Origin of the sequence: Gilliamella bombicola (genome assembly GCF_900094945.1) — a bacterium.
Taxonomy (GTDB): domain Bacteria; phylum Pseudomonadota; class Gammaproteobacteria; order Enterobacterales; family Orbaceae; genus Gilliamella; species Gilliamella bombicola.
In genome coordinates this window covers 69,895-95,127 of sequence record NZ_FMAQ01000007.1, presented here as the reverse complement: position 1 = coordinate 95,127, position 25,233 = coordinate 69,895, and the positions used below count along the sequence as shown (strand labels likewise).

Below are 25,233 nucleotides of genomic sequence, written 5' to 3'. Positions count from 1 at the left end.
ATAATGCGCTACCTTTTTTGTTAAAAATTTGTAAAGTTTTGTTAAAGGATGAGTTAGCTTATGTTGGCGGGCTTTGGGAAATGGTTTTGGTGATGTTTTTTGAATAAAAAACATCAAATAAAAACTTTAATAAAATCAATACCTTTTCTGACCGATTTTTGGATGTAATTGCATTGTTTTTTTCCACAAAAACATTCCTGCTACTCCTTAAAACAATACTCATCCCCAATGGCACTGCCTTGAACACCATATTGACGCAAATTATGATCAACGGCATTCATTGACTGCCAGTGGTTTTCGCACCAATCTGGCGCTAGCAAGGTTGGCTTTCTAGCGTTGGCGGATATGCGGTGATAAACGATGTTTGCAGGGGTTTGTCTGATGATGTCGCCTGCAATATCAACATATTCATCCAATGATAAAATATTGATACGACCAGCTCGCCATGCTTTTGCCATAATACTGCCATCAACAATATGCAAAGGGTGTAATTTTAAGCCGTCAACGCCACTATTTAATACACGTTCAAGCGTGATTAAATTATCTTGTTTGGTTTCTTTGGGTAAGCCAATAATTAAGTGCGTGCACACTTTTATACCAAGATTACGAGCTTTTTGTACGGTTTGATGATAATCGTTAAAAGTATGTCCACGATTTATATCGTGCAAGGTTTTATCGTGAGCCGTTTGTAAGCCCAGTTCTAACCATACTTCAAAACCTTGAGATTGATAACCTGCCAGTAAATCAAGTGCTTCATTCGGTACGCAATCAGGGCGAGTCCCCACACAAAGTCCGACAATATCGGCACTATTTAACGCCTGTTCGTACATATTTTTTAGGATTGCAACTTCAGCATAAGTACTGGTGTAGGCTTGAAAGTATGCAAGATAGCGTTTGGATTTTTTCATTTGATGAGCTTGCGATACAAGTTGATCAGCAATCGATTTAACTTGTATTGATTCATCAATAATCGATGCCACATTACAAAAAGTGCATCCCCCCGAGCCGATAGTGCCATCGCGATTAGGACAGCTAAACCCTCCGTGTAGGGTGAGTTTGTAGATCTTTTCGCCGTATCGACGTTGGAGATCAGAGCCAAAGGTGTTAACCACAAGATGAAGTTGCATAATAGACCAGAATAAGCGTTTTGGGTATTTTACGGAGTTAGTGGGCTGACTTCAAGCTAGATTTGTTAGATTGCACTTTTTGCTCATTAAAAAAACTTAAATAAAATCAATACCTTTCCTGACCGCTTTTTGTGCATATTGTAACCGTTGTCGCTATTTTTGCACCTTGCTTATCAACAAGTATATAATAGCCCTTTCTAACTTGAGGCAATCTGCATGCAACTGGCGTTTTGTATTTATAAGTATTTCCCTTTTGGTGGTTTGCAACGCGATTTTTTGCAAATTGCTAAGGCTTGTCAAGCTCGTGGTCACCATGTGCGGATTTATGTAATGGCGTGGCAAGGCGATAAGCCTACAGGCTTTGATGTAGTTTTGGTTCCCCAAAAAGGTTGGTCGAACCATAGCCGTAACCAATCTTATTACCATTGGGTGAAGGCACACTTACAAGCGAATCCGGTTGATTGTGTGGTTGGCTTTAATAAAATGCCCGGTCTTGATGTCTATTTTGCAGGGGATACCTGCTTTGCTGAAAAAGTATCGCATAAGGGCTTTTTTTATAAATTGTCTAAACGCTGTAAGCATTATTTGGCTTTTGAAGATGCGGTATTTAATCAACATAGCCAAACCAAAGTCATGGTTTTGACTAAACAGCAAATTAGTGATTTTGAGCACTATTACCATACTGATCCATCTCGATTTTACCTTTTGCCACCCGGTATTGCGCAAGATCGCCAATACAATCATGAGTCGCTGGCTAAAGGTAAGCAATTTAGGCAAGCCAATCAAATTGATGAAGATCATTTTGTGGTTGTGCAAATTGGATCGGATTTTAAACGTAAGGGTGTGGATCGTTCGTTAACGGCCATTGCCGCTTTACCTGATGAATTAAAGCAAAAAGTCACTTTTTTAGTGGTAGGGCAAGACAAACCCGATGCTTATCAAAAACTAGCTGCAAAACTGGGCATTGGGCATCAAGTTCGTTTTTTTGCAGGACGTAATGATATCCCTGACTTTTTATTTGCAGCAAATTTGCTATTACACCCTGCAAGGCAAGAAGCTGCCGGTATGGTTTTGGTTGAAGGATTGGCCGCTGGTGTGCCGGTTATCGTATCGGGCATTTCAGGGTATGCTTATCATATACACGATGCCAACGCTGGGGTGATCCTTGCCGAGCCTTTTGTACAAGCAGATCTCAATCACGCGGTGCAAAATGCCATAACCAATCACGATCAATTACTAACATGGCATAACAATGCGGTACACTATGGCCAGACGGCTGATTTATATCATTTAGCTCAGCGTGCCGCAGATATTATTTTAGGTTGTGATCATTATGAATGAGTTGAAGTTAAAATCCCCTTTTGATGCTTTGTGGAAAGATAAGGATCCGTTTGCGGAAGTTGAGTTAATATCGGGTAAAGTTTATCGCGCGGTTAAGCAACGTAAGACGTTGAATTTTGAGCTCAATGGTGAATCGTATTTTATTAAAATTCACCGCGGTTCAACAATAAAAGAGATTGTGAAGAATCTTATTTCGCTACGTTTACCTGTTTTAGATGCTAAGCAAGAGTGGGATGCGATTGAGCGTTTGGAGCAAGTTGGCGTTAATACGATGGATGGGCGTGCATTTGGTCGTAAGGGATTAAATCCACTGACTCGCCATTCGTTTATTGTGACAAGGGATCTTAACCCGACTGTGAGTTTAGAAGATTTTACCAAGCCATGGTTAACTAACCCACCTAGCTATCATATAAAGCGTTGTTTAGTTATTTATTTGGCAAAAATGGTCGCCCAAATGCACGCCGCTGGGGTTAATCATCGTGATTGTTATTTGTGTCACTTTTTGCTTGATATTCCACTTTTTGAAAATCATCAGCAAATAAAATTATCGGTGATTGATTTACACCGTGCTCAGGTTCGTAAAACGGTTCCTGTACGTTGGCGTGATAAAGATTTAATTGGGCTTTATTTTTCAGCCATGAATATTGGGCTAACCGATCGCGATATTTGGCGATTTTTGAAAGTGTATTTTAATCAACCTTTAAAAACGATTTTGCGTAATGAAGCTAAGTTAATGGCTAGTACGCATCAAAAAGTTGAACGAATTCGTAAAAGGACAGAAAAGTATCATCTTTAAAGCATAAGGAGGTACCATGTTTATTGAGCAAATGGATATTTCAGGATTTAAAGGTATCAAATCGCTATCTTTAACCTTAAATCCAAGCGCTAGCGTGCTAATGGGCGAAAACCGTTGGGGTCGGTCGAGTTTGATTAGCGCTTTGCAATTGCTGTCACTTGATAATCAGTTTTATCAATTTGTGGATTCTGATTTTTATCACGATAAATACGATGTCTATGGCAATAAGATTGTGATTAAAATAACCTATTGTGAGTCTTATTTTAATGAACTTAACAATCCCATCTATCAACAACTATTGCCCGTTGCTTATACTGTTGATCAAGATAAACTGCGTCGAATCACTTACCTCATTACCGCCAATAAACAAGCCGATAAGATTATAACCCAACACTCTTTGGTAGATTTGCAACAAAGAACTTTCGCTTTTGCTGATCACAAGGCGTTAATTGCCCATTTAATTATGCTTAACCCTGTTATGGCGCTAAAAAGCTCGATTAGTCTGCAGGATTTACCCATTACCAATCAGCCCTTATCCGAATACTATACTTTACAACTTTGTGAGCAATTAAAAACGTATTCAACACAATTGACACAAGATGAGTTACACCGCGGTTTGCAAGCTGCTAGAGCGCTTTTGGAGTATTATTTTGCCGATCAAGAGCACCGTTACCATTATAAGCATGTCGCCCAAAAAGGCTCGCCACGTAGTGAAGATTGGAATTCGCTTGAGCGAATTAATAATGTGTTAGATGATCTTGATAACGACTATTTGCGAACTGCACTGTTAGGGATTTTGGGGGCGATCATTAATGCCAAAGGCCATAATACGCTTTCACAACACGCTGTGCCTATTTTGATTTTAGAAGAGCCAGAAAGTCAGTTACATCCGATTATTTTGTCGGTTGGCTTTCGATTGTTGAAGCATCTGCCAACACAAAAAATCATTACGTCTAATTCAAGTGATTTGGTTTCGTTATTTCCATTAGAGTGTCTGTACCGATTGATTCGTCTACCCGATAAAATTGTGCCCAAATATATCACGCCCCAATCTTTTGGGATTGATGATAGCCGGCGCATTTTGTTCCATATTTTTTACCGCCGTGCCAGTGCACTGTTTGCCCGTTGTTGGCTGTTAGTCGAAGGAGAAACCGAAGTTTGGCTACTGCGTGAATTGGCTGAACAGAGCGGTTATCATTTAAGTTCTGAAGGCGTTCAGTTAATTGAGTTTGCGCAATGTGGTTTAAAACCGTTGATTAAATATGCTAATAAAATGGGCATTCATTGGTATGTGATAACCGATGGAGATATGGCTGGTAAGAAATATGCCGATACCGTAAAATCGCTATGTGGTGACGATAAAAATCCCGATGATTACTTAACCGTTTTACCAGCCCGAGATATTGAAAACTTTTTATTTAAACATGGTTTTAGTCATGTTTATAAACTTGCCGCTTATAATACAACACAGCATATTGATCTGCCTGTACATCAAATTATTCAAAAAGCGATTCATAAAAGTTCAAAACCTGATCTTGCGATTGCCATTTGTGATGATGCAAAATCACGTGGTATAAACGCCATACCGCGTTTGCTAACCGATACCTTTGCCAAAATTATTAAAGTATCTAAGGCGCTAGTTTAAGTCACTACCGTGTAAAAAATAGTTTAAGATTGATATCAAGAAGATAAACCATTCCGCTGGCATCATTTCAGCGGAATGGAATGTAGGTTAAATCTATTTGGTGATTCGTTTATATTTAGCGCGTTTTGGCTCTAATGCCTCAGCACCTAGTGTGCGTTTTTTCCACTCTTCGTACTCGGTAAAGTTACCTTCAAAAAATTCAACATGGCCTTCATCTTGATAATCCAAAATATGGGTGGCAATGCGATCTAAAAACCAACGGTCATGCGAAATCACTAAGGCACAGCCCGGAAACTCTAATAATGCATTTTCCAGTGCACGTAGCGTTTCGACATCTAAGTCATTGGTCGGTTCGTCAAGTAACAGAACATTACCGCCTACTTGCAATAATTTGGCTAAATGCACGCGTCCACGTTCACCGCCTGAAAGTTCACCTACACGTTTTTGCTGATCAACACCTTTAAAGTTAAAACGACCAACATAAGCACGGCTTGGAATTTCAAAATTACCAATACGCATAATATCTTGACCATTTGAGATCTCATCCCAAACGGTTTTTTTATCATCCATGTTATCGCGGAACTGATCAACCGAAGCTAACTGCACGGTTTCACCTAAAGTAATGGTACCTGAATCGGGTTGCTCTTTGCCCGATAGCATTCTAAATAGCGTGGATTTACCTGCCCCATTTGGACCAATAATGCCAACAATTGCCCCTTTGGGAATGCTAAAAGAGAGGTTATCAATCAACACGCGATCGCCATACGATTTAGTTAGGTTATTGACCTCAATCACCTTATCACCCAAACGTTGCCCAGGTGGAATAAATAGTTCGTTAGTTTCGTTACGTTTTTGGTAATCGTTGCTGTTTAGTTCTTCAAAACGGGCTAAACGGGCTTTGCTTTTTGCTTGGCGCCCTTTTGGATTTTGCCGTACCCACTCGAGTTCTTTTTCAATCGATTTACGACGTGCCGATTCGGTCGAAGCTTCTTGCGCTAAACGCTGATCTTTTTGTTCAAGCCAAGATGAGTAGTTCCCTTCCCAAGGAATGCCTTCACCACGGTCAAGTTCTAAAATCCAACCAGCTACATTATCCAAAAAGTAGCGATCGTGGGTTACCGCAACAACGGTACCTTCGTAGTCATGTAAAAATCGTTCTAACCAGGCAACCGATTCGGCATCTAAGTGGTTGGTTGGTTCGTCAATGAGTAACATATCAGGTTTTTCCAGCAATAACTGACAAATAGCTACACGACGGCGTTCACCACCTGATAAGTTTTCAATTTTCGCATCCCAATCAGGTAAACGCAGTGCATCAGCAGCTCGTTCTAATTGGTTATCTAAATTATGCGCATCTTGCGCTTGAATAATGGCTTCAAGTTCAGCTTGTTCTTTGGCTAATTTGTCAAAATCGGCATCAGGATCAGCATAAGCGGCATATACTTCATCTAATCGAGCCAATGCTTGTTTAGCATCACCAACCGCTTGTTCAACGGCTTCGCGTACGGTTTGTTTAGGATCTAATTTCGGCTCTTGTGGTAAATAACCAATTTTAATGCCTGGCTGTGGGCGTGCTTCACCTTCAATTTCGGTATCAACCCCTGCCATAATTCGCAGTAAAGTGGATTTACCCGCCCCATTTAAACCAAGCACACCAATTTTGGCACCCGGAAAGAAGCTTAAAGAAATATCTTTTAAAATATAGCGTTTAGGAGGAACAATCTTCCCAACGCGATTCATGGTATAAACATATTGCGCCATAAAACATCATCCGTTTATTGGGTTAAAAATAGCAAAAGGCATTTGCTATATGACTAATGGCGTATATTGTAGCGATTCTGGAGATTGGGTCTAGGGTTATTTGTAATAATGTGAGTAATTTGGTTAAATGGTGTTAACGGTAGATTTATATAAAACCGTTCAAATTCACCCCATGTGCATATATAATCAACAATACCTTAAATTAGATTTACTATGCATATCTTGGTTCTTTAGATATTCTCAATTTTATAAAATTGAAAAATTCAACAAAGGCTATTTGTTCTATATTCAAAAATATGCTTGTTATCTCTGTTTTAACGAAGACTTTACTCCAGAACAACAACAAGTACTAGAAGATAAACTCAAGCAATATCAAAATTATTATCAAAAATGATGTAAAGCCATTTTAAGGTATCCCACCTTTTACTAGGTGGGATAATTTGGAAACGTTATTTTTGTTTATAAAAACGTAAAAAGTTGCTCTTTCGATAAGCGTGATTTTGGTCGATGAGCGTTGCCGTCATTTTCGGCTCGATAGCCTAATGTGGCTACAATAACACTTTTAAGCCCTTTGCTTTTGAGCTCTAAAATCTCGTCCATTTTTTGGGCGTCATATCCTTCAATAGCCGTTGAATCAATACCTATTGCCGCTGCTGCAAAAAGCAGTTGCCCTAATGCGAGGTAAGCTTGTTTACTTTCCCAACATTGTTGCGATTCAATGGTTGTGCTATTAAGCTTTACAAAGTGCCGACGACCTTGATCTTGTGCTTGTTTAAGATCGGCTGAAGGGTATCGACCGTCTTTCTCTTCTTGATTAAGCAAGTTGACTAAATGGGCTTCATCTATTGGCGTTTTAATACAAAAGACAATAGTGTGCGAAGCACCAGTCACTCTTGGTTGATTAAATTCAAGTATAGCGGGTAAAATTTTATTTTTTGACGCATCACTATCAATAACATAAAAATGCCATGGTTGTGAGTTAACTGATGATGGGCTATTTCTTAAAACAGTTAATAATTGTTCAATCTTGTCGGCAGGAATTTTTTTGGTTGGATCATAATGTTTGGTTGTATAGCGTTTTTGAGAAATATCAACTATGTTCATTGTTATACCCTCGTGAGTTATTCTTTTCATTATTATAATTCGGTTTCATTATGTCTCAACTTATTATTTTAATAGATTTGTCAAATAGTGAAGCAATACTTAATTTAGTATTAGGTACTTTGTTTTAATAAAAATAGAATATATTAAGATTGGCTGCAAATAATCATTGACACCACTAATATCATTTGGTAAAAATATCATCAGTTTTAATCTGTATTAATTACAATCAAAATAGAGATTTTTATGTTTGTTAACTATTTATCACTCGACCTCAGCCTCCTCCTCGCATCAATTTGCGCGGATAGCTTGTGTGTGGAGTAAAAGAAGTAGTTAAATAAAGACTCAACAAATTACAAGAACCCGCGCTAAAGTGCGGGTTTTTTGTTTTCTTAACTTGAAATACCGTGATAGCGCTAAAATATATAAAAAGGAAAAACAATGAGTGATCAAGTTATTATTTTTGATACAACGTTACGTGATGGCGAACAGGCATTGCAAGCAAGTTTAAGTGTTAAAGAAAAGTTACAAATAGCGCTTGCACTTGAGCGAATGCGAGTCGATGTGATGGAAGTTGGCTTTCCTGTATCATCACCTGGTGATTTTGAATCGGTACAAACGATTGCTAAAACCATTAAAGATAGCCGTGTTTGTGCCTTATCTCGTTGTGTTGATAAAGATATTGATGTTGCAGCCGAGGCATTAAAAGTTGCCGATCAATTTCGAATTCATACTTTTATGGCAACATCAACCTTACATGTTAAAGATAAATTAAAAATGACATTTGATGATGTCATTGAACGGGCTGTGCACTGTATCAAACGTGCACGTAATTATACTAATGATGTGGAGTTTTCTTGTGAAGATGCAGGTCGTACCCCAATTGATAACTTATGTCGGATCGTTGAAGCAGCAATTAAAGCCGGGGCAAGAACGATCAATATTCCGGATACTGTCGGTTATACTGTCCCTTATCAATTTGGTGGCATTATTCATACCTTATTTGAACGTGTCCCGAACATTGATCAAGCGGTTATCTCTGTGCATTGCCATGATGACTTGGGCATGTCGGTGGCTAACTCGATTAGCGCGGTTCAAGAAGGCGCTCGGCAAATTGAAGGGGCGATGAATGGTTTAGGCGAACGTGCAGGTAATACCGCACTTGAAGAAGTGATTATGGCAATCAAAGTTCGCCAAAATATTTTAAATGTTCATACCAATATCAATCATCAAGAGATTTATCGTACCAGCCAAATTGTCAGCCAAATTACTAACATGCCAATTCCGGGCAATAAAGCAATTATTGGTAGTAATGCTTTTGCTCACTCGTCAGGAATTCATCAAGATGGGGTTTTAAAAAATCGTGAAACTTACGAGATTATGACCCCTGAATCAATCGGCTTAAATCAAATTCAATTAAATTTAACCTCTCGCTCTGGACGCGCCGCGGTAAAACATCGTTTAGAAGAGCTAGGGTATCACGATAAAGATTATAACTTAGATCAAGTCTATGAGGCGTTTTTAGAACTAGCTGATAAAAAAGGCCAAGTGTTTGATTATGATTTAGAAGCATTAATCTTCATAAACCAATTGAAAGACGAAAAAGAGCATTATGTTTTAGATTATTTTAATGTTCAGTCAGGTTCAACAGTGGTTTCGACTGCTTCAGTCAGTTTATTAATTGGCGATAAAAAGTATTCCGATGCAGCAACAGGTAATGGTCCGGTCGATGCGGTTTACCAAGCCATAAATCGGATTACTGGCGAACCGATTTCGATTGTCAAATACCAATTAGCTTCTAAAGGACAAGGTGAAAACGCGTTAGGGCAAGTGGATATTGTTGCCGAATATAAGGGGCGTAAGTTCCATGGTGTTGGGCTTGCAACCGATATTGTTCACTCATCGGCGTTAGCTTTAATTAATGTATTAAATAATGTGTATAGAGCAAATCAAGTTGCCCAAGAAAAACAAAAATTACACCAAGATTAAAAAATTATTTGTTTTGCTCGTTTAACAGCAAAATAAGAAGATTAAATGAGATTATAAAGGAATAAAAAATGTCACAAAACTACCATATTGCAGTACTGCCCGGCGATGGCATTGGCCCTGAAGTGATGAAACAAGCCTATAAAGTATTGGATGTTATCCGCCAAAAATATCAACTTTCTATTACTACTAGCGAATATGATGTCGGTGGTGCAGCAATTGATATTCACGGTTGTCCATTACCTAATGAAACCCTTGAGGGTTGTGAAAAAGCGGATGCCATTTTATTTGGTTCAGTGGGCGGACCAAAATGGACTAACTTACCACCCGACCAACAACCTGAACGCGGTGCGTTATTGCCACTACGCAAACATTTCAAACTGTTTGCTAATATGCGCCCTGCCCGCTTATATCAAGGATTAGAAGATCTTTGCCCATTACGTGCCGATATTGCTGAGCGTGGTTTTGATATTTTATGTATGCGCGAATTAACTGGCGGTATCTATTTTGGTCTACCAAAAGGACGAGAAGGAAGTGGTGCGCAAGAAAAGGCTTTTGATACTGAAGTGTATCACCGTTTTGAAATCGAACGCATCGCAAAAATGGGCTTTGAAGCCGCACGTTTACGCCGTAAGAAAGTGACATCAATTGATAAAGCTAATGTATTACAAACCTCAATTTTATGGCGTGAAGTGGTGAGTGAAGTTGCTAAAAACTATCCAGATGTTGCTCTTGAACATATGTATATCGATAATGCTACTATGCAATTAGTTAAAGATCCTTCACAGTTTGACGTAATTTTATGTTCAAATTTATTTGGTGATATCTTGTCTGATGAATGCGCTATGATAACGGGCTCTATGGGTATGTTACCTTCTGCCAGCCTTAATGAACAGGGTTTTGGATTATACGAACCTGCAGGCGGTAGTGCGCCAGATATTGCTGGTAAAAACATTGCCAATCCAGCAGCACAAATTCTATCTTTAGCATTGCTAGTCCGTTATAGTTTAAAAAGAGATGATATTGCCTCAGCTATCGAAACAGCCGTAAATAAAGCATTAGAGCAAGGCTATCGTACTATTGATCTAGCCCAAAAAGAACAGCCAGTATCGACCGATGAAATGGGTGATATTATTTGTAAGTTGATTTAACCGCATGGTTTGATTATAACCGTAAATAAAATAATGCGATAAACCAAGTCATTAGTACTTGTTGTAAAAATAATAAGGAATATGCAATGTCAAAAACACTGTATCAAAAATTATATGATGCACATGTCGTTTATGAAGCACCAAACGAAACACCTATTTTATATATTGATCGTCATTTAGTGCATGAAGTTACCTCTCCACAAGCATTTGATGGTTTGCGTGCAATGAATCGTAAGGTGCGTCAGCCTCATAAAACTTTTGCGACCATGGATCATAATACTTCAACCAAAAGTAATGATTTAAATGCTTGCAGCGAAATGGCTCGCATTCAATTAACTGAACTGGCAAAAAACGCCAAGGAGTTTGGTGTTTCGTTATATGATTTACAAAGCCCATTACGTGGTATTGTCCATGTGGTCGGTCCTGAACAAGGTATGACTTTACCCGGTATGACTATTGTGTGTGGTGATTCACATACCGCAACACATGGCGCATTTGGCGCACTCGCATTTGGGATTGGCACCTCTGAAGTTGAGCATGTACTAGCTACTCAAACCTTAAAACAAGGTCGAGCTAAAACCATGAAAATCGAGGTCAAAGGTCAAGTAGCTGAAGGAATCACTGCCAAAGATATTATATTAGCGATTATTGGTAAAACCACCAGTGCTGGTGGTACTGGGCATGTGGTTGAATTTTGTGGTGATGCCATTAAGTCATTATCAATGGAAGGACGCATGACATTATGCAATATGGCAATCGAGATGGGGGCTAAAGCTGGTATTATTGCGCCAGATGAAGTGACTTTTGAGTACTTAAAAGGTCGTCAATTTTCGCCAAAGGGTGAAGATTTTGAAAAAGCTGTTGCCTATTGGAAAACCCTAAAAACCGATGACGGTGCGCAATTTGATACCGTGGTCACACTTGAAGGTAAAGATATTGCACCTCAAGTCACTTGGGGAACAAATCCGGGTCAAGTCACATCCATTGATGCAACAGTACCCAATCCTGATGGTTTTACAGATCCTATCGAGAAGCATTCCGCTGAACGCGCATTAACTTATATGGGATTAACCGCTGGCACCAAAATGACAGATATTAAGATCAATAAAGTGTTTATTGGCTCATGTACAAATTCGCGAATTGAAGATTTACGCGCAGCAGCGCAAATTGCTAAAGGTCGTAAAGTGGCAGAAGGTGTACAAGCATTAGTCGTGCCTGGCTCAGGTCCTGTCAAAGAACAAGCCGAAGCCGAAGGATTAGATAAAATTTTTATCGACGCTGGTTTTGAATGGCGGTTACCGGGCTGTTCAATGTGCCTTGCAATGAATGACGATAAATTAGCACCTGGAGATCGCTGCGCATCAACCAGTAATCGTAATTTTGAAGGTCGCCAAGGGCGGGATGCCAGAACCCATTTAGTCAGCCCTGCTATGGCAGCTGCAGCAGCTATTACTGGCCATTTTACTGATATTCGCAAACCGTTTTAAGGAGACTTGTCATGGCTAAATTTACAAAACATACCGGATTAGTTGTTCCTTTGGATGCGGCTAATGTTGATACAGATGCAATCATTCCAAAACAGTTTTTACAGAAAGTAACACGTACTGGATTTGGTAAACATGCCTTTCATGAATGGCGCTTTTTAGATGATGCTGGCGAGCAGCCTAATCCTGAATTTGTCTTGAATAAACCCCGCTATAAAGGTGCCAGCATTTTATTAGCACGTGAAAATTTTGGATGCGGTTCTTCTCGTGAACATGCCCCTTGGGCATTAGCTGATTATGGCTTTAAGACTATTATTGGTTCAAGCTTTGCCGATATCTTTTACAATAACTCATTTAACAATCAGTTATTATTGGTTAATTTATCCGAAGAAGATGTCGATGAGCTATTTAAAATTGTTGAAGCCAATGAAGGCATTGAGTTTACCATTGATTTAGTCAATGAAGTTGTTATTGCTGGCGACAAGCAATATACATTTAAAATCGATGCTTTTAAACGTCATTGCTTGTTAAATGGGTTAGATAATATTGGCTTAACCTTACAACATGAAGAAGCAATTAGCGACTTTGAACAGAAAATCCCTTCATTTTTAGCTTAACTTTAACTTTTGGGCGCTTATTTGCGCCCAATAATGAGAATTAACAATGGCAACACATCATGACAATGTTAAACAGCAGTTTGGCGAACAAGCCAATGCTTATTTAACCAGTAAAGTACATGCCCAAGGTCCTGATCTTGAATATTTAGCTAACCTACTTATACCGCATTCCGAAGCAAGTCTACTTGATATGGGATGTGGCGCAGGTCATGTCAGTTTTATTGCAGCAAAATATGTTAAACATGTTACAGCCTATGATCTTTCAAATGAAATGTTATCGGTTGTAGCGCAAACAGCGAAAGAGCGCGGTTTACAAAATATAACCGTTAAGCAAGGTTATGCTGAATATCCACCTTTTGCTGATAATCAATTTGATATTGTTGTCAGCCGTTACTCAGCACATCACTGGCATGATGTGGGCAAAAGTATTCGACAGCTTCATCGCATAACCAAAGCTGGTGGTAAATTAATTATTATGGATGTTGTTTCACCTGGTCATCCTGTACTAGATATTTGGCTACAAACTGTTGAAGCTTTGCGTGATACATCACACGTTCGAGACTATACCCCCGGTGAGTGGTTAACCTTTTTAACTGAAGCAGGTTTCGTCATTAACAATATAGCCCGCCATCGTTTAACTCTCTCTTTTGATACATGGGTTAAACGAATGCGTACCCCTGAACCGTTAATTGAGGCAATACGAATTTACCAAGAAACGGCAGCTGACGATACAAAAAGTTATTTTGAACTTCAAGCTGATGGTTCTTTTACTACGGATATGATGATTATTGAAACTGAAAAAGTCATTTAAAATAATCCGTTGCCGTAAACAGCTTTAAATTTAAAGCTGTTTACGTTGGCTTGATGAAGGAATTGATAAGGCTTCACGGTACTTTGCTACGGTTCGACGAGCAATAATTATACCTTGCTCTTCAAGCATTGCGGCCAATTTACTATCACTTAACGGTTTTTTACTATCTTCTGCTAATATATATTTTTTAATTAAAGCACGAATAGCTGTCGATGAGGCTTCACCACCTGATTCCGTGTTTACATGGCTAGAAAAAAAGAATTTTAACTCAAATATTCCTGTAGGGCATTGTAAATATTTCTGTGTTGTCACACGTGAAATCGTTGATTCGTGCATGTCTATTGCCATTGCAACATCAGACAAAATCATTGGTTTCATGTATTCAGTGCCGTGTTCAAAAAATGCTTGCTGATGTTCAACAATAAATTGACTGACTTTAAGTAATGTTTCATTACGATTTTCAATACTTTTAATAAACCAATTCGCATTTTGCATATGTGATCGGATATACTGGCTATCACTTTCATTTGCTATCTTTTCCATTGCAGCATATTGCTGATTAATGCGTAAGCGTGGCATAGTGTCATTATTCAAATCGACCATCCAGTTTCCATTCACTTTTTTTACTAAAACATCAGGGATCACATAATCTGGCGATGTAGTATTGATTGAATCACCTGGGTATGGCTGTAGATGTTGAATAAAATTGACGGCTTCTTTTAACTGCTCATCGCTAGCATTTAATACTTTTTTTAATGTTCTATAATCTCGATTCGCTAATAAATCTAAGTAGTTGTCAATAATTGGTTTAACTAGTAGTGGATAGGTTAAATATTGAATTTGGATAGACAAACACTCTTGTAACGATCTGGCACCAACGCCTATTGGATCAAAATGCCAAATACGCTTTAAAACAGTTTCAACTTCGTTCAGTTCAATTTCATCATTACCCAGCCCTTCGAGTATTTCTTCTGTGGTAACCGTTAAATAGCCCCGATCATCAATAGCTTCAATAATCGAAATGGCTATTGCCCTATCAGTATCACTAAATGGAGTGAGTTCAAGCTGCCATTCTAAATAATCATGTAGTGTTTCGTGAGTTTCACCTTGGTAAATCGGTAACTCATCATGACGGTAATCTGAATTCGTTCCTGATGGGGTTCCTGCGGTATAGATATCATCTAACGATGCATCTAATGGAATATCGTCGGGGATCTCTCGGCTATCTAAAGCTTCACGCGTATCAATATGTTCAATTTCATCGCTTTGGTCAACGTTAATTTCGTCATATTGATCAGCAACTTCAAGCAATGGATTATTTTCTAAAGCAGTTTGAATCTCTTGTTGGAGCTCTAAAGTTGACAACTGTAGTAATCGAATCGCCAATTGTAATTGTGGCGTCATAGATAATTGTTGAGATACTTTCAGTTGTAAACTAGGTTTTATCATAGCCTGAACTCGTTTCCTAAGTAAACGCGTTTTACATATTCGTTACTTAAAATATCATTAGGCGAACCTTCAGCAATTAAATGACCTTTATTAACAATATAAGCACGCTCACAAACATCTAACGTTTCACGCACATTATGATCTGTTATTAATACACCTAAGCCCCGATCACGTAGATGTTTAATGATACCTTTGATATCAATCACCGAAATCGGATCGACACCAGCAAAAGGCTCATCAAGCAAAATAAATTTAGGATTGGCCGCTAATGCGCGAGCAATTTCAACTCGTCGTCTTTCACCACCCGATAAAGATTGCCCTATACTGTCACGAATATGCGTAATATGGAACTCTTCAAGTAATTCTTCGGCACGGTCAATTTTTTCATTTTTATCAATATCTTTGCGCGTTTCTAAAATTGCCATAATGTTATCAATTACAGACAATTTTCTGAAAATAGAAGCCTCTTGCGGTAAGTAGCCGATGCCTTTTTGTGCTCGCTCGTGTAAAGGTAAAATGCTAATATCATGATCATCAAGATAAATTTTACCCGCATTTAAGGTCACAATACCAACCACCATATAAAAAGTGGTGGTTTTACCTGCACCATTAGGCCCCAATAATCCAACGATTTCGCCTGAATTAACGGTTAAACTGACATCTTCAACAACACGTCGTTTTTTGTATACTTTAGCTAGATTTTCCGCTTTTAAAATTGACATTTTATTTGCTCATCTCTTTAACTTGGTTTGGGATGATAGTGCTTTTTACTCGCCCATTTTTACCCGGCTGTGCAAATATTTGCTGTTTTTTGACGTCGTAAGTAATCTGATCACTAATAATATGATTATCTTGCTGAAATAATTCTGCATTACCTTGTAAAACAATATTATTTTGTTTGACATTGTAAATCACTTGTGAAGAGTGTCCTGTGACAACCTTATTGTTTTTTGGTAAAATTTGTTTGTAATTCACTGGATTACCATAAGCTGTAATTTTTTGTTTTTCTGTATCTTGCATTTCAGTGATAACCACTTTATCCGCTTTTATGGTTAATCCTTCTTGAACAATGACCACATTGCCAATAAATGTAATAGTATTATTTTCAATATCAATTTGTTGATTATCAGCATCAATTGCAATGGGTTTATTATCGGCAAATATCTTTGGACTTTCTGATTGCGTAGTCGGCTCATTTGCAAAACTACTTAAAGAGATAGGTAGTAATAAAATGAATGAACAAACAATTTTTTTTAGCGAACTCATGTTTTATTTTGCCTCAGTGTTATAATATGTTTTTACATTTTCAAGTATGTTAGCCGTTTTGGCACGCAAATCCCCTGCTAAACCAATACCGGTTGAATAAAACCCCACCCCATTAATGATGACTGGATCTTTTGATGTAACTAACTGTGAAGTTAAATCTACTACTGCATTATCTGTTTTTACTTGTTTTAATTGAGCTTCTTGTGTCAAATTATCTAACTGTACATCATGATAAAGGTACAAAAATTTATTACTCGTTAACGTCGCTTTCTTTGCTTTAATATGCCATGTAGCTACATTCTGTTGATCATAAATGGTGAAATTAGGCAAATCAAATTCAGTATTATCTGAATCATCATAATGCCTAACATGACTCGACTCAATTTTATACACAAGTTCACCTGATAAGTCGTAAATATCTGTCAACATCTCATCACTTTGATAAATCGGTTTATCTGATATATCTTGGGTAGATTGGCTTGCAACCCCATCTCCTTTTTGATAATTGTAATAAACACCGATAACAGCAATAAGAAGTAAAAGGCAGATCAGATTTTTTTTATTCATAACATACGTTAATCACGTTAATAAGAAATTATTATTTCGAATGTTCAAAATTTTATATATTTTACTTTATTTTTCGTTAAATTAATATCGAACATTAAAAGAAGTTAAATCGTTTTGTGGCAATAATTCATAAATTTTTACATGCGAAATACGTGACGAAGCAGGTCCACCATTTTCAATCCATTTTGTTAATTTAGCTATTTGTAAGTGGTCACCTTGAGCAATAATTTCAACATCGCCATTCTCTAAATTGCGAACATAGCCAACTAATCCTAGCTTTTGGGCTTGTTGATATGTAAAAAAACGAAATCCAACGCCTTGCACTCGTCCTTTCACATTTATTTTAACTTTCTTAATCATCCTACAATCCCTCCGCTATTATTAACTCAAACATAGTTATCGTAATGATGAATAGGATTATACAAATTGTCAGCAGAAAATAATCATTCATGATCATAAGTCACTAACTTATACAAAAATAGATGTTATTGTACTCATAATTACTACACTAGTACGTTTAATATAAAATAACGTAATAATATTACTATTAAGTTGTTATTATTTAGATTTTTTTTATTTTGTTTTTTTAATAAAATAACAATTAGAATTAATAATAGATTATAAAAACAATGGAAATAAAAAATGCTATTAAACTATAAAAAAAGTCTGTTCTTATTTTTGCTATTATCAATATTAAGCTACTATATACTTTATTCGTGTGCTTTTGCCAATGTTGAAATTAATAACCCCCAAATTGGTAAAGTCGTTGACGAATTTAATGGTGTGAAAGTCTATTATAACGGTAGCATCAATAATGTAAGTGGAAGAAATATTGCTAAAGACGGCTATAACTTAGGTTTGAAATATCAATGTGTTGAATTTATTAAACGCTATTATTATCAACGCTTTAATCACAAAATGCCTAATAGCTATGGGCATGCAAAAGATTTCTTTGATCCATTAGTTGCTGATGGCAAAATTAATCGACAACGCAATTTATTACAATTCCACAATGGCTCACCTACTAAACCGCAGGTGGATGATATTGTTGTCCTTAATTGGTCTAGCTATGGGCATGTTGCTATTATCAGTAAAGTAACTGATACCGAAATCGAAATAGTGCAACAAAACCCAGGACCTAATGCAAGCAGTCGAGCAACGTTTCCTTTAATGTTTAAAAATGGAATATGGACAATAAAGATTGCTGGCGCTTTAGGCTATTTGCGTAAAAATAAATAATCATTCAAATAAATCAAGTTATAAAAAAGATAAACGACATATTTATTTACAACAAAAAGAACAATCCATAGCTTTAATAAATACTAATCAACAAACCATTCATTTTTCTGCTTAGACACTATTTTTATTGTCTCTAAAATAGCCGATAAATGTTCATGTTGAGCTATAGCAGCAAGCTCAGGATCATGATTTTTTAAGGCTATCAGAATTTTTTCGTGTTGTTTAACAAGATCCTCTGGCGGAGAAATCTGTTCTAATGAAAGAAATCTGACTCTATCCATCATTGCTTTAATGTTCTCGACACTTTCCCAAGCCATTTGGCAGTCTATCACATTCATTAAAATTTGATGAAATTCATCATCTTTTTCAAGAAAATAATGAATATTCTTTTGTTTATTCGCTTCTTTTTGTTCATTAAGATTTTTTTGTAATAGTAAAATATCAGAATCTTTAATTTTTATCGCAGCTTGTTTTATAATTGCACATTCAACTGCATCGCGAATAAATTGCCCATCCATCACTTTTTTAATCGATATTTTTGTGACAAATGTTCCTCGTTGAGGAAGAATTTGCACTAGTCCCGCTTCGGCTAATTTAATGAACGCTTCTCTAACCGGTTGCCTTGAAACACTAAATTGACTAGAAATCTCTTTTTCTGACAGTAAAACACCAGGCAATACTTGACAAGTAATAATCGCTTTTCTTAATTTACGGTAAATTTGTTGATTAACGGGTTCTGAAATATTTAAGACAGCAGATTTAAACATATATCATTCTTATGGTAAGGAACAAAATAAGGAAGAATAGTAGGATATTTTTAGGTATAAGAAAAGTTTTTTTGATTAGAATGGCAACACATTTTCAAACAAAAAATTAAGGGATAAGTGTTTTTTAAATTTAACAGGAGGCAAATATCCTAACAAAAAATGTAATCGTTTATGATTATACCAATAGGAATAAGCCGAAAAAGCGAGTTTTAACTCAGCCATTGAGTTAAAACGTTGGCTTTTTTTACAAATTTCGTCTTAATTGTTTTAAATGTCGCTTCCGCTACCCTTTGTCATTAGGTTAAATCCGCAACAACAATTTGTTCTTTATCACCTACATCAAATTGTCGTTGCAGGTGATTTTTGTCGATTTTTGATTGATACGCTGGTTATCACGCAGTTTATCTAAACAAACATTTATCTAACAAACAAAGACAGTAGAATTTTTGTTAAAAAGTTTCAGGATTGCACTACGTTTATGTATAAAAACAATAAAAATAAAATAGATATTAATGGGTAAATATTCTCTAGTTTGCTGTTTTGTTTCATTTTTAAGTAAAGATAACCCTTTAGTATCAACGTGTAGCATTTCACCCGGATAGGTTTTGTTATAGCGTTTAGCCAAATTGGTGACCGTTATTTTTTCTTTATGATATAAGCGCCATATCTCTTGTCTGTGATAAGGCGTTAATTTTGTTTTTTATGTATATTCATTACAGTCGTTTCTCAAATTACTGTAAACAACGCGAGGAATTTCTACAATTTGTTTGGAAGGTAATGCGACAGTTGTTAATGGTGGAAAGCTAACTTCACTAAATTCATTATTATTTCCATTTTTTCTTTTTCTTTTTTAAATACTCTTTTGGGCTTTCTAACCAGGATATTGGAAAAGGATAAATAATTAGAAATATACATGCTGATAATAAAAGAGGGCCATAATCTTGATTAGAACGAACGATACGTTTGAGTTCACATGCAATTATAATTTGAACAACTGAAGCAACATAATTGAAAACCAACATGATGCGCCTTTGCCATTTCAACTTTTTATTATATTGATAATCACTTATTGTATATTTTCTAAAACGATAAGAAATCATAATAGGCATAATTGAAAAAAAGTAATACGCAATGTAAATCAATATAATCATCTGTGTTATTTCTCTAGTTGTTAATGGTGGAAAGCTAACTTCACTAAATTCATTATTATTTCCATTTTTTCTTTTTTAAATACTCTTTTGGGCTTTCTAACCACCCTATGCTAAAAATGTAAATACAAATAAATATTCCTGATGAGAAAAGTAAAAGCTCATAGTCAGAACTATAGTTATGGATTGTTTTTCTATGTCCGGCAATAAACGCCTCGAAAAAAGCAACGATATAATTTAAAAACAACATGATGCGCCTTTGCCATTTCAACTTTTTATTATATTGATAATCACTTATTGTATATTTTCTAAAGCGATAGGTAATAATAATAGGCAAAATAGAGAAAAAGTAATACGCAATGTATATCAATATAATCATCTATGTTATTTCTCTAGTTGTTAATGGTGGAAAGCTAACTTCACTAAATTCATTATTATTTCCATTTTTTCTTTTTTAAATACTCTTTTGGGCTTTCTAACCAGGATATTGGAAAAAGATAAATAATTAGAAATATATATGCTGATAATGCAAGAGGACCATAATCTTCATTAGAACGAGCGATACGTTTAAGTTCATATCCAATTATAATTTGAACAGCTGCAGCAACATAATTAAAAACCAACATAATGCACCTTTGCCATTTCAACTTTTTATTATATTGATAATCACTTATTGTATATTTTCTAAAGCGATAAGTAATAATAATAGGCAAAATAGAGAAAAAGTAATACGCAATGTAAATCAATATAATCATCTGTGTTATTCCTGTTATTCAATAGAACCTTCTTCAATATGGCCATCAAAATATTGCCGATATGTAGTACCATCCAAGCGCGTACACAACGAGTAATTAGGTTGGTCATCTACATCAGATTCACTACCTGTAACACGTATTACTATTGTACAACTATCTACAATTTTCTCTATATTATCAATCTTTTCTGGTTTTGAAATATATAAATTTGTCTCACTACTTTCATTATCTTTAACTAATATATTTTCAGCCTCTTGATAAATTTTATATAATGATATACCATCACTAAATATTTCAGAACCTAACAACCATTTATTCATCTGTCTATATGCTCGTGGCAAATCCTTTCTACCATAATGAAATAATTTGAATTTTGCTGAATTAGCGCGATTAAATTGATTAATTGCAAAACTATTATCAATTTTAGGAACTAATTTAAGTTTACCATGTACGGATATACCGATATCAACTAAATCATAAGCCAAAGAACCTGCCTCTTTAGACATTCCTAATCCTACCGCCGCATTTTGATACACTGATTTTAAAAAACCATCCTCACCGGTTATCCCTTCTTGAATACTATTAACTCCATGCGCTGCTACATATGAGCCAAGTATACAACCCATACCAGTTGTGCACATTGCAAACCCCGTCATCATCAAGCCTGCACCACCTAAAACACTTAGTCCCCGACCTACCTACCCAGTGCAGGCTTTGATCCCATAAACTCTTTTCTTCAGATTTTATCGCTTCTGAGCCTTGTTCATAACTCATAGCTCCTCTTTCCACTTGATTTACAATGCGCGTGGCAAAATCATCAACATTGTTAATAAAATCTTGCTTTATATCATCATGTTAAAGGTGTTTTTCACAAACTTCATGCGCACAATCAAGTAAATTTTGAGCGTCAAGGCGAATCTTTGTTTTATCTTCATTTGATGCTACTAATGAATTAATTTGTGTGTGAATATCATTTTGCGCGATTGTTGAAAATGTATTATTAATAGGATTTGACTTATTTGTATAATAGGGTGTTGCCACATCAACAAAAAGAATAAGAGTTAATCGCTTAAACTCAACGGCTGAGTTACAACGCGCTTTTTCGGCTTATGCCTATTGGTACAATCATAAACGATTACATTCTTCGTTAGGCTACTTGCCTTCCGTTGAATTTAAAAAACACTTACCCCTTAATTTTTTGTTTGAAATGTGTTGCTATTTCAATGAAATAAATATAGAAAGGTTATTTGTACTAAATTGGAGTACAAGTGAAAAGTGTAACGCCCTTGCAGGCAATTACACTTTGTTTTTATTAATTATGTTAGTTGTGTTAGTAATGTTTAAAAAAAACTTTAAAAACTTTCTGCTAATTGTTCAACTGACTTTTTAGCGCCAGTATCCCGCAAAGCTAAATAAGCTTTAGTTACCTGTTCAACAAAACATTTATTGTTAGGTAGATCATCACCAAATACATGTGATAATGACAATAGTGATTTTACCCGTTCTTGATTATCTTGGCTGTTTGCTACTAGTTCTTTCAACTTATCAGCAATTGGATCACTTATCTCAATCATCTTACCTGCATCATCAGTCCCACTTACATATCTCATCCAAGCTGCAATACCTAAAGCTAGGCAATCAAAAGGTGTGTTATTCGCTAAATGAAAACGGACTGAATCGAGCATACGTTGGGGTAATTTTAAAGTACCATCCATGGCTATTTGCCAAGTACGATGTTTTAAACCTGTATTGCGATAACGATCAAGCAACGAATCGGCATAAGCCTGTAAATCAACTCCTTTTACTCGTAATGTGCTTGCTTGTTCATTTATCATCAAATGTCTTGCAGCTTTCACATAATTAGGATCTTGCATGCATTCATCAATATGTAAATAACCTGCTAAATAGCCTAAATAAGCTAAAAACGAGTGACTACCATTTAACATACGTAGCTTCATCTCTTCATAAGGCAAGACATCACTAACAAGTTCAGCACCGGCTTTTTGCCACTCTGGTCTGCCAGCAACAAAGTTATCTTCAATAACCCATTGCTTAAATGGCTCACCGGCAACGCCCGCCGGATCTTCAATACCACCCAGTTGTTTTTGGATTTTTTCCATGGTTTCAGGTGTCACGGCAGGTACAATTCGGTCAACCATTGTTGATGGGAATGTCACATTTTGGTCGATCCAACTAGCCAAACTTGGATCACGTTGTTTGGCTAACGCCAAAACAACATTACGTGTCACATGACCATTTTCTGGCATATTATCACAGGACATTACCGTAAACGGTTTTAAACCTTTTTCTTTACGTAAACGTAATGCCTCAACGATCAGACCCGGAACAGTTTTCGGTTTAGCTGCATTTTCAATATCGTGTTTAATCAGCGGGTTATTTAGATCAATTGATGCCGTTGACGGTAAATAACAATATCCCTTTTCAGTAACAGTTATTGAAATGATAGCGATTTCAGGGCGTGTCATAACTTCTAATATTTTTGCAATACCATCAATATCAGCATGTAATGCCTCTTTGGCAACCCCGACAACGCGCGAATTCCAATTATCATAAGCCATTTCACACACACTAAATAGGTAATCTTGCTGTTTTAAATCTTCAATTTGTTTTTCACCGCCGATTAAATTAACTTCACAATATCCCCAATCACTTCCATATTTTGTTGCCAAAATGTCAGTAAAAACAGCTTGATGAGCACGATGAAAAGCACCAAAACCAAGATGAACTATTTTAGTTTTAAGCTTATTTCTATCATAGTTTGGTACAACTACCTTTTCAGGTAGTTGTGATAAAGTTAGATTTGATAGTTTCATTATTTTTCCTTCAAAACCTTAAATTATAATGCAGCATCATTTAAATCAGATAAATCACGATCTTTAATTTCTGGCATAAAAATCGCTGATATCAAACCAATACAAGAATAAACAATGATCATAGCAACAATTGGCCACCAATCGTTAACAATATTACAGAAAATTCCGGCTAATAAAGGACCAAATCCGACTGCAATAAGACCTCCGGCTTCTTTAGATATTGCCATTTGAGTAAAGCGATTACGAGCACCAAACATTTCCGCCATAGTAATATTTTCTAGCGCAAATAACCCTAGTACTGCAATGTTATGAATAATAATTAAGCATAACATTATAGTGCTAACTGAATAACTTTTATCAACAACAATAGATAGCATTGGATAAGCAAGAATAATTGAAGAAACAGTCAAAACAATATATGGAATTCGTCGACCAATTTTGTCAGATAACCACCCTAAAAAAGGAATAGTAACAAATCCTACAATAGAACTAATCATTAAAGCATCTGTAGGTATACCTTTTTCGAATAATAAAGCCTGCACCAAGTAACCTGCTAAAAAAGTTTGAATTAGCCCAGAATTTCCTGCCTGACCAAAGCGTAAACCTGTTGCTAGCCAAAATGATTTACTTTTTATCATTTCAACTAATGAAATGTGTTTGATTGGTTGTTTGTCATTAATTGATTGGGTATTTACATCATTAACACCATCAAATACAGGGCTTTCTTTTAAGTTCATTCTAAGCCATATCGCAAAAATCATAACAATCGCACTTACAAGGAAAGGTACTCTCCATCCCCATGCAATTAGCTGTTCTTTATCTAACAAAAAAAACATAACTGCCCAAATTGCAGTAGCGCTTAATGTACCGCAATTAGTGCCCATTGCAACTAATGAAGAAATAATTCCTCTTTTTCCTATAGGTGCATATTCTGCAAGCATAGTGCCCGCCCCTGAAATTTCAGCACCAGCACCCAAACCTTGAACTATTCGTAAGAGGACCAACATTAAAGGAGCTAAAATACCTACTTGAGCATAAGTTGGTAATACACCAATTAGTGTTGTACAAATACCCATCATAGTAATTGTAATAAATAATACTTTCTTTCTACCAATTGCATCGCCCATTCGTCCAAAGATAAAAGCACCAACAATTCGGGCAATGTATCCTGCACCATAGGTTCCCATTGCTAAAATTAGTGCCATAATTGCCGATTGTTCAGGAAAAAATATTTCACGAAATACTAGTGCAGCGCCTAAAGAATATAACTGAAAGTCCATAAATTCTAATGCGGTTCCAAGCCATCCAGAAACAGCCGCTTTAACTAAATCTGAAGCATTTCTTTCACATTTAATCTTTCCTATGTTATTCATATTTTACTCGCCTTA

General features: G+C 36.3%; 25 protein-coding genes and 1 pseudogene. 11 read left to right on the top strand and 15 right to left on the bottom strand.

The genetic code is table 11. The annotated features are described in order from the left end of the window. Positions 1-200: 200 nt before the first annotated feature. Positions 201-1,127, bottom strand: coding sequence for a tRNA modification radical SAM protein MnmL/YtqA (gene mnmL / locus GA0061081_RS07395; protein WP_091349160.1), 927 nt, complete (start codon positions 1,125-1,127; stop codon positions 201-203). Positions 1,128-1,343: 216 nt separating this feature from the next. Between mnmL and GA0061081_RS07390 the strand changes: the two genes are divergently transcribed. The 3 genes from GA0061081_RS07390 to GA0061081_RS07380 are packed head-to-tail and all read left to right on the top strand — an operon-like array spanning position 1,344 to position 4,909. Beyond that, positions 1,344-2,468, top strand: a complete 1,125-nt coding sequence (locus GA0061081_RS07390; RefSeq protein ID WP_091349154.1) for a glycosyltransferase family 4 protein — start codon at positions 1,344-1,346, stop codon at positions 2,466-2,468. Next, complete coding sequence (rfaP, locus tag GA0061081_RS07385) at positions 2,461-3,264, top strand: lipopolysaccharide core heptose(I) kinase RfaP (RefSeq protein WP_091349151.1); 804 nt, start codon at positions 2,461-2,463, stop codon at positions 3,262-3,264. The genes GA0061081_RS07390 and rfaP overlap by 8 nt, the downstream gene beginning before the upstream one ends. 16 nt (positions 3,265-3,280) lie before the next feature. After that, the gene (locus GA0061081_RS07380; protein WP_091349147.1) at positions 3,281-4,909 is read left to right on the top strand and encodes a DUF2813 domain-containing protein; all 1,629 of its coding nucleotides are present in this window, start codon (positions 3,281-3,283) and stop codon (positions 4,907-4,909) included. Between the two features lie 93 nt (positions 4,910-5,002). Here GA0061081_RS07380 and ettA read toward each other — a convergent pair whose 3' ends face one another. Then, on the bottom strand, positions 5,003-6,670 hold the full coding sequence (ettA, locus tag GA0061081_RS07375; protein WP_091349143.1) for an energy-dependent translational throttle protein EttA: 1,668 nt from the start codon (positions 6,668-6,670) through the stop codon (positions 5,003-5,005). 127 nt (positions 6,671-6,797) lie between these two features. Between ettA and GA0061081_RS11365 the strand changes: the two genes are divergently transcribed. Next, positions 6,798-7,064 carry a YcxB family protein gene (locus GA0061081_RS11365; protein ID WP_091349140.1) on the top strand — a complete coding sequence of 89 codons (267 nt, stop codon included), beginning with the start codon at positions 6,798-6,800 and terminating at the stop codon, positions 7,062-7,064. Between the two features lie 65 nt (positions 7,065-7,129). Here the strand turns inward: GA0061081_RS11365 and nfsB are convergent, their stop codons facing one another. Next, positions 7,130-7,774: an oxygen-insensitive NAD(P)H nitroreductase gene (nfsB, locus tag GA0061081_RS07365; protein ID WP_091349136.1), complete on the bottom strand. Its 645-nt coding sequence runs from the start codon at positions 7,772-7,774 to the stop codon at positions 7,130-7,132. Between the two features lie 438 nt (positions 7,775-8,212). Here nfsB and leuA point away from each other — a divergent pair, with 438 nt between their 5' ends. The 5 genes from leuA to GA0061081_RS07340 all read left to right on the top strand — a co-directional run bounded on the left by leuA (position 8,213) and on the right by GA0061081_RS07340 (position 13,820). Continuing rightward, positions 8,213-9,760: a 2-isopropylmalate synthase gene (gene leuA, locus GA0061081_RS07360; protein ID WP_091349132.1), complete on the top strand. Its 1,548-nt coding sequence runs from the start codon at positions 8,213-8,215 to the stop codon at positions 9,758-9,760. A gap of 68 nt (positions 9,761-9,828) precedes the next feature. Then, complete coding sequence (gene leuB / locus GA0061081_RS07355) at positions 9,829-10,908, top strand: 3-isopropylmalate dehydrogenase (protein ID WP_091349129.1); 1,080 nt, start codon at positions 9,829-9,831, stop codon at positions 10,906-10,908. 86 nt (positions 10,909-10,994) lie between these two features. Continuing rightward, on the top strand, positions 10,995-12,395 hold the full coding sequence (gene leuC / locus GA0061081_RS07350) for a 3-isopropylmalate dehydratase large subunit (protein ID WP_091349125.1): 1,401 nt from the start codon (positions 10,995-10,997) through the stop codon (positions 12,393-12,395). An 11-nt stretch (positions 12,396-12,406) separates the two neighbouring features. Then, positions 12,407-13,009 (top strand): 3-isopropylmalate dehydratase small subunit, encoded by a 603-nt coding sequence (gene leuD, locus GA0061081_RS07345; protein WP_085247307.1) that lies wholly within the window; start codon positions 12,407-12,409, stop codon positions 13,007-13,009. A gap of 46 nt (positions 13,010-13,055) precedes the next feature. Then, a complete protein-coding gene (locus GA0061081_RS07340; RefSeq protein ID WP_091349122.1) occupies positions 13,056-13,820 on the top strand; it encodes a class I SAM-dependent methyltransferase in 765 nt (254 codons plus the stop codon). Positions 13,821-13,850: 30 nt separating this feature from the next. Here the strand turns inward: GA0061081_RS07340 and GA0061081_RS07335 are convergent, their stop codons facing one another. The 5 genes from GA0061081_RS07335 to yccX form a co-directional block, all read right to left on the bottom strand. Continuing rightward, complete coding sequence (locus tag GA0061081_RS07335) at positions 13,851-15,266, bottom strand: RNA polymerase factor sigma-54 (RefSeq protein ID WP_091349175.1); 1,416 nt, start codon at positions 15,264-15,266, stop codon at positions 13,851-13,853. Further along, positions 15,266-15,991: an LPS export ABC transporter ATP-binding protein gene (lptB, locus tag GA0061081_RS07330; protein WP_091349119.1), complete on the bottom strand. Its 726-nt coding sequence runs from the start codon at positions 15,989-15,991 to the stop codon at positions 15,266-15,268. The genes GA0061081_RS07335 and lptB overlap by 1 nt, the downstream gene beginning before the upstream one ends. A 1-nt stretch (position 15,992) precedes the next feature. Continuing rightward, positions 15,993-16,535, bottom strand: coding sequence for a lipopolysaccharide transport periplasmic protein LptA (gene lptA, locus GA0061081_RS07325; protein WP_091349115.1), 543 nt, complete (start codon positions 16,533-16,535; stop codon positions 15,993-15,995). A 3-nt stretch (positions 16,536-16,538) separates the two neighbouring features. After that, complete coding sequence (gene lptC, locus GA0061081_RS07320; RefSeq protein WP_091349112.1) at positions 16,539-17,102, bottom strand: LPS export ABC transporter periplasmic protein LptC; 564 nt, start codon at positions 17,100-17,102, stop codon at positions 16,539-16,541. Positions 17,103-17,183: 81 nt separating this feature from the next. Further along, positions 17,184-17,462 carry an acylphosphatase gene (gene yccX / locus GA0061081_RS07315; RefSeq protein WP_091349109.1) on the bottom strand — a complete coding sequence of 93 codons (279 nt, stop codon included), beginning with the start codon at positions 17,460-17,462 and terminating at the stop codon, positions 17,184-17,186. 282 nt (positions 17,463-17,744) lie between these two features. Between yccX and GA0061081_RS07310 the strand changes: the two genes are divergently transcribed. Continuing rightward, positions 17,745-18,341 (top strand): CHAP domain-containing protein, encoded by a 597-nt coding sequence (locus GA0061081_RS07310; RefSeq protein ID WP_091349107.1) that lies wholly within the window; start codon positions 17,745-17,747, stop codon positions 18,339-18,341. A gap of 83 nt (positions 18,342-18,424) precedes the next feature. On the opposite strand, the gene GA0061081_RS07305 is transcribed toward GA0061081_RS07310, so the two are convergent. The 5 genes and pseudogenes from GA0061081_RS07305 to GA0061081_RS07275 all read right to left on the bottom strand — a co-directional run. Further along, complete coding sequence (locus GA0061081_RS07305) at positions 18,425-19,108, bottom strand: GntR family transcriptional regulator (RefSeq protein WP_091349104.1); 684 nt, start codon at positions 19,106-19,108, stop codon at positions 18,425-18,427. A 75-nt stretch (positions 19,109-19,183) separates the two neighbouring features. Further along, the gene (locus GA0061081_RS11360; protein WP_425337792.1) at positions 19,184-19,360 is read right to left on the bottom strand and encodes an IS3 family transposase; all 177 of its coding nucleotides are present in this window, start codon (positions 19,358-19,360) and stop codon (positions 19,184-19,186) included. 572 nt (positions 19,361-19,932) lie between these two features. Continuing rightward, a complete protein-coding gene (locus GA0061081_RS07290) occupies positions 19,933-20,208 on the bottom strand; it encodes a hypothetical protein (protein ID WP_141683351.1) in 276 nt (91 codons plus the stop codon). Between the two features lie 482 nt (positions 20,209-20,690). Continuing rightward, a complete protein-coding gene (locus GA0061081_RS11005) occupies positions 20,691-20,882 on the bottom strand; it encodes a hypothetical protein (protein WP_141683350.1) in 192 nt (63 codons plus the stop codon). 143 nt (positions 20,883-21,025) lie between these two features. After that, positions 21,026-21,688 (bottom strand): annotated as a pseudogene (locus GA0061081_RS07275) (DUF4225 domain-containing protein); the annotation flags it as partial. Between the two features lie 377 nt (positions 21,689-22,065). On the opposite strand from GA0061081_RS07275, the gene GA0061081_RS11355 reads away from it, so the two are divergent. Further along, a complete protein-coding gene (locus GA0061081_RS11355) occupies positions 22,066-22,401 on the top strand; it encodes an IS3 family transposase (protein WP_141683352.1) in 336 nt (111 codons plus the stop codon). On the opposite strand, the gene GA0061081_RS07265 is transcribed toward GA0061081_RS11355, so the two are convergent. Further along, positions 22,364-23,845, bottom strand: a complete 1,482-nt coding sequence (locus GA0061081_RS07265; protein WP_091349081.1) for a mannitol dehydrogenase family protein — start codon at positions 23,843-23,845, stop codon at positions 22,364-22,366. The two genes, GA0061081_RS11355 and GA0061081_RS07265, sit on opposite strands and share 38 nt — an antisense overlap. A 23-nt stretch (positions 23,846-23,868) precedes the next feature. After that, complete coding sequence (locus GA0061081_RS07260; protein ID WP_280642560.1) at positions 23,869-25,218, bottom strand: MFS transporter; 1,350 nt, start codon at positions 25,216-25,218, stop codon at positions 23,869-23,871. Positions 25,219-25,233 lie beyond the last annotated feature (15 nt).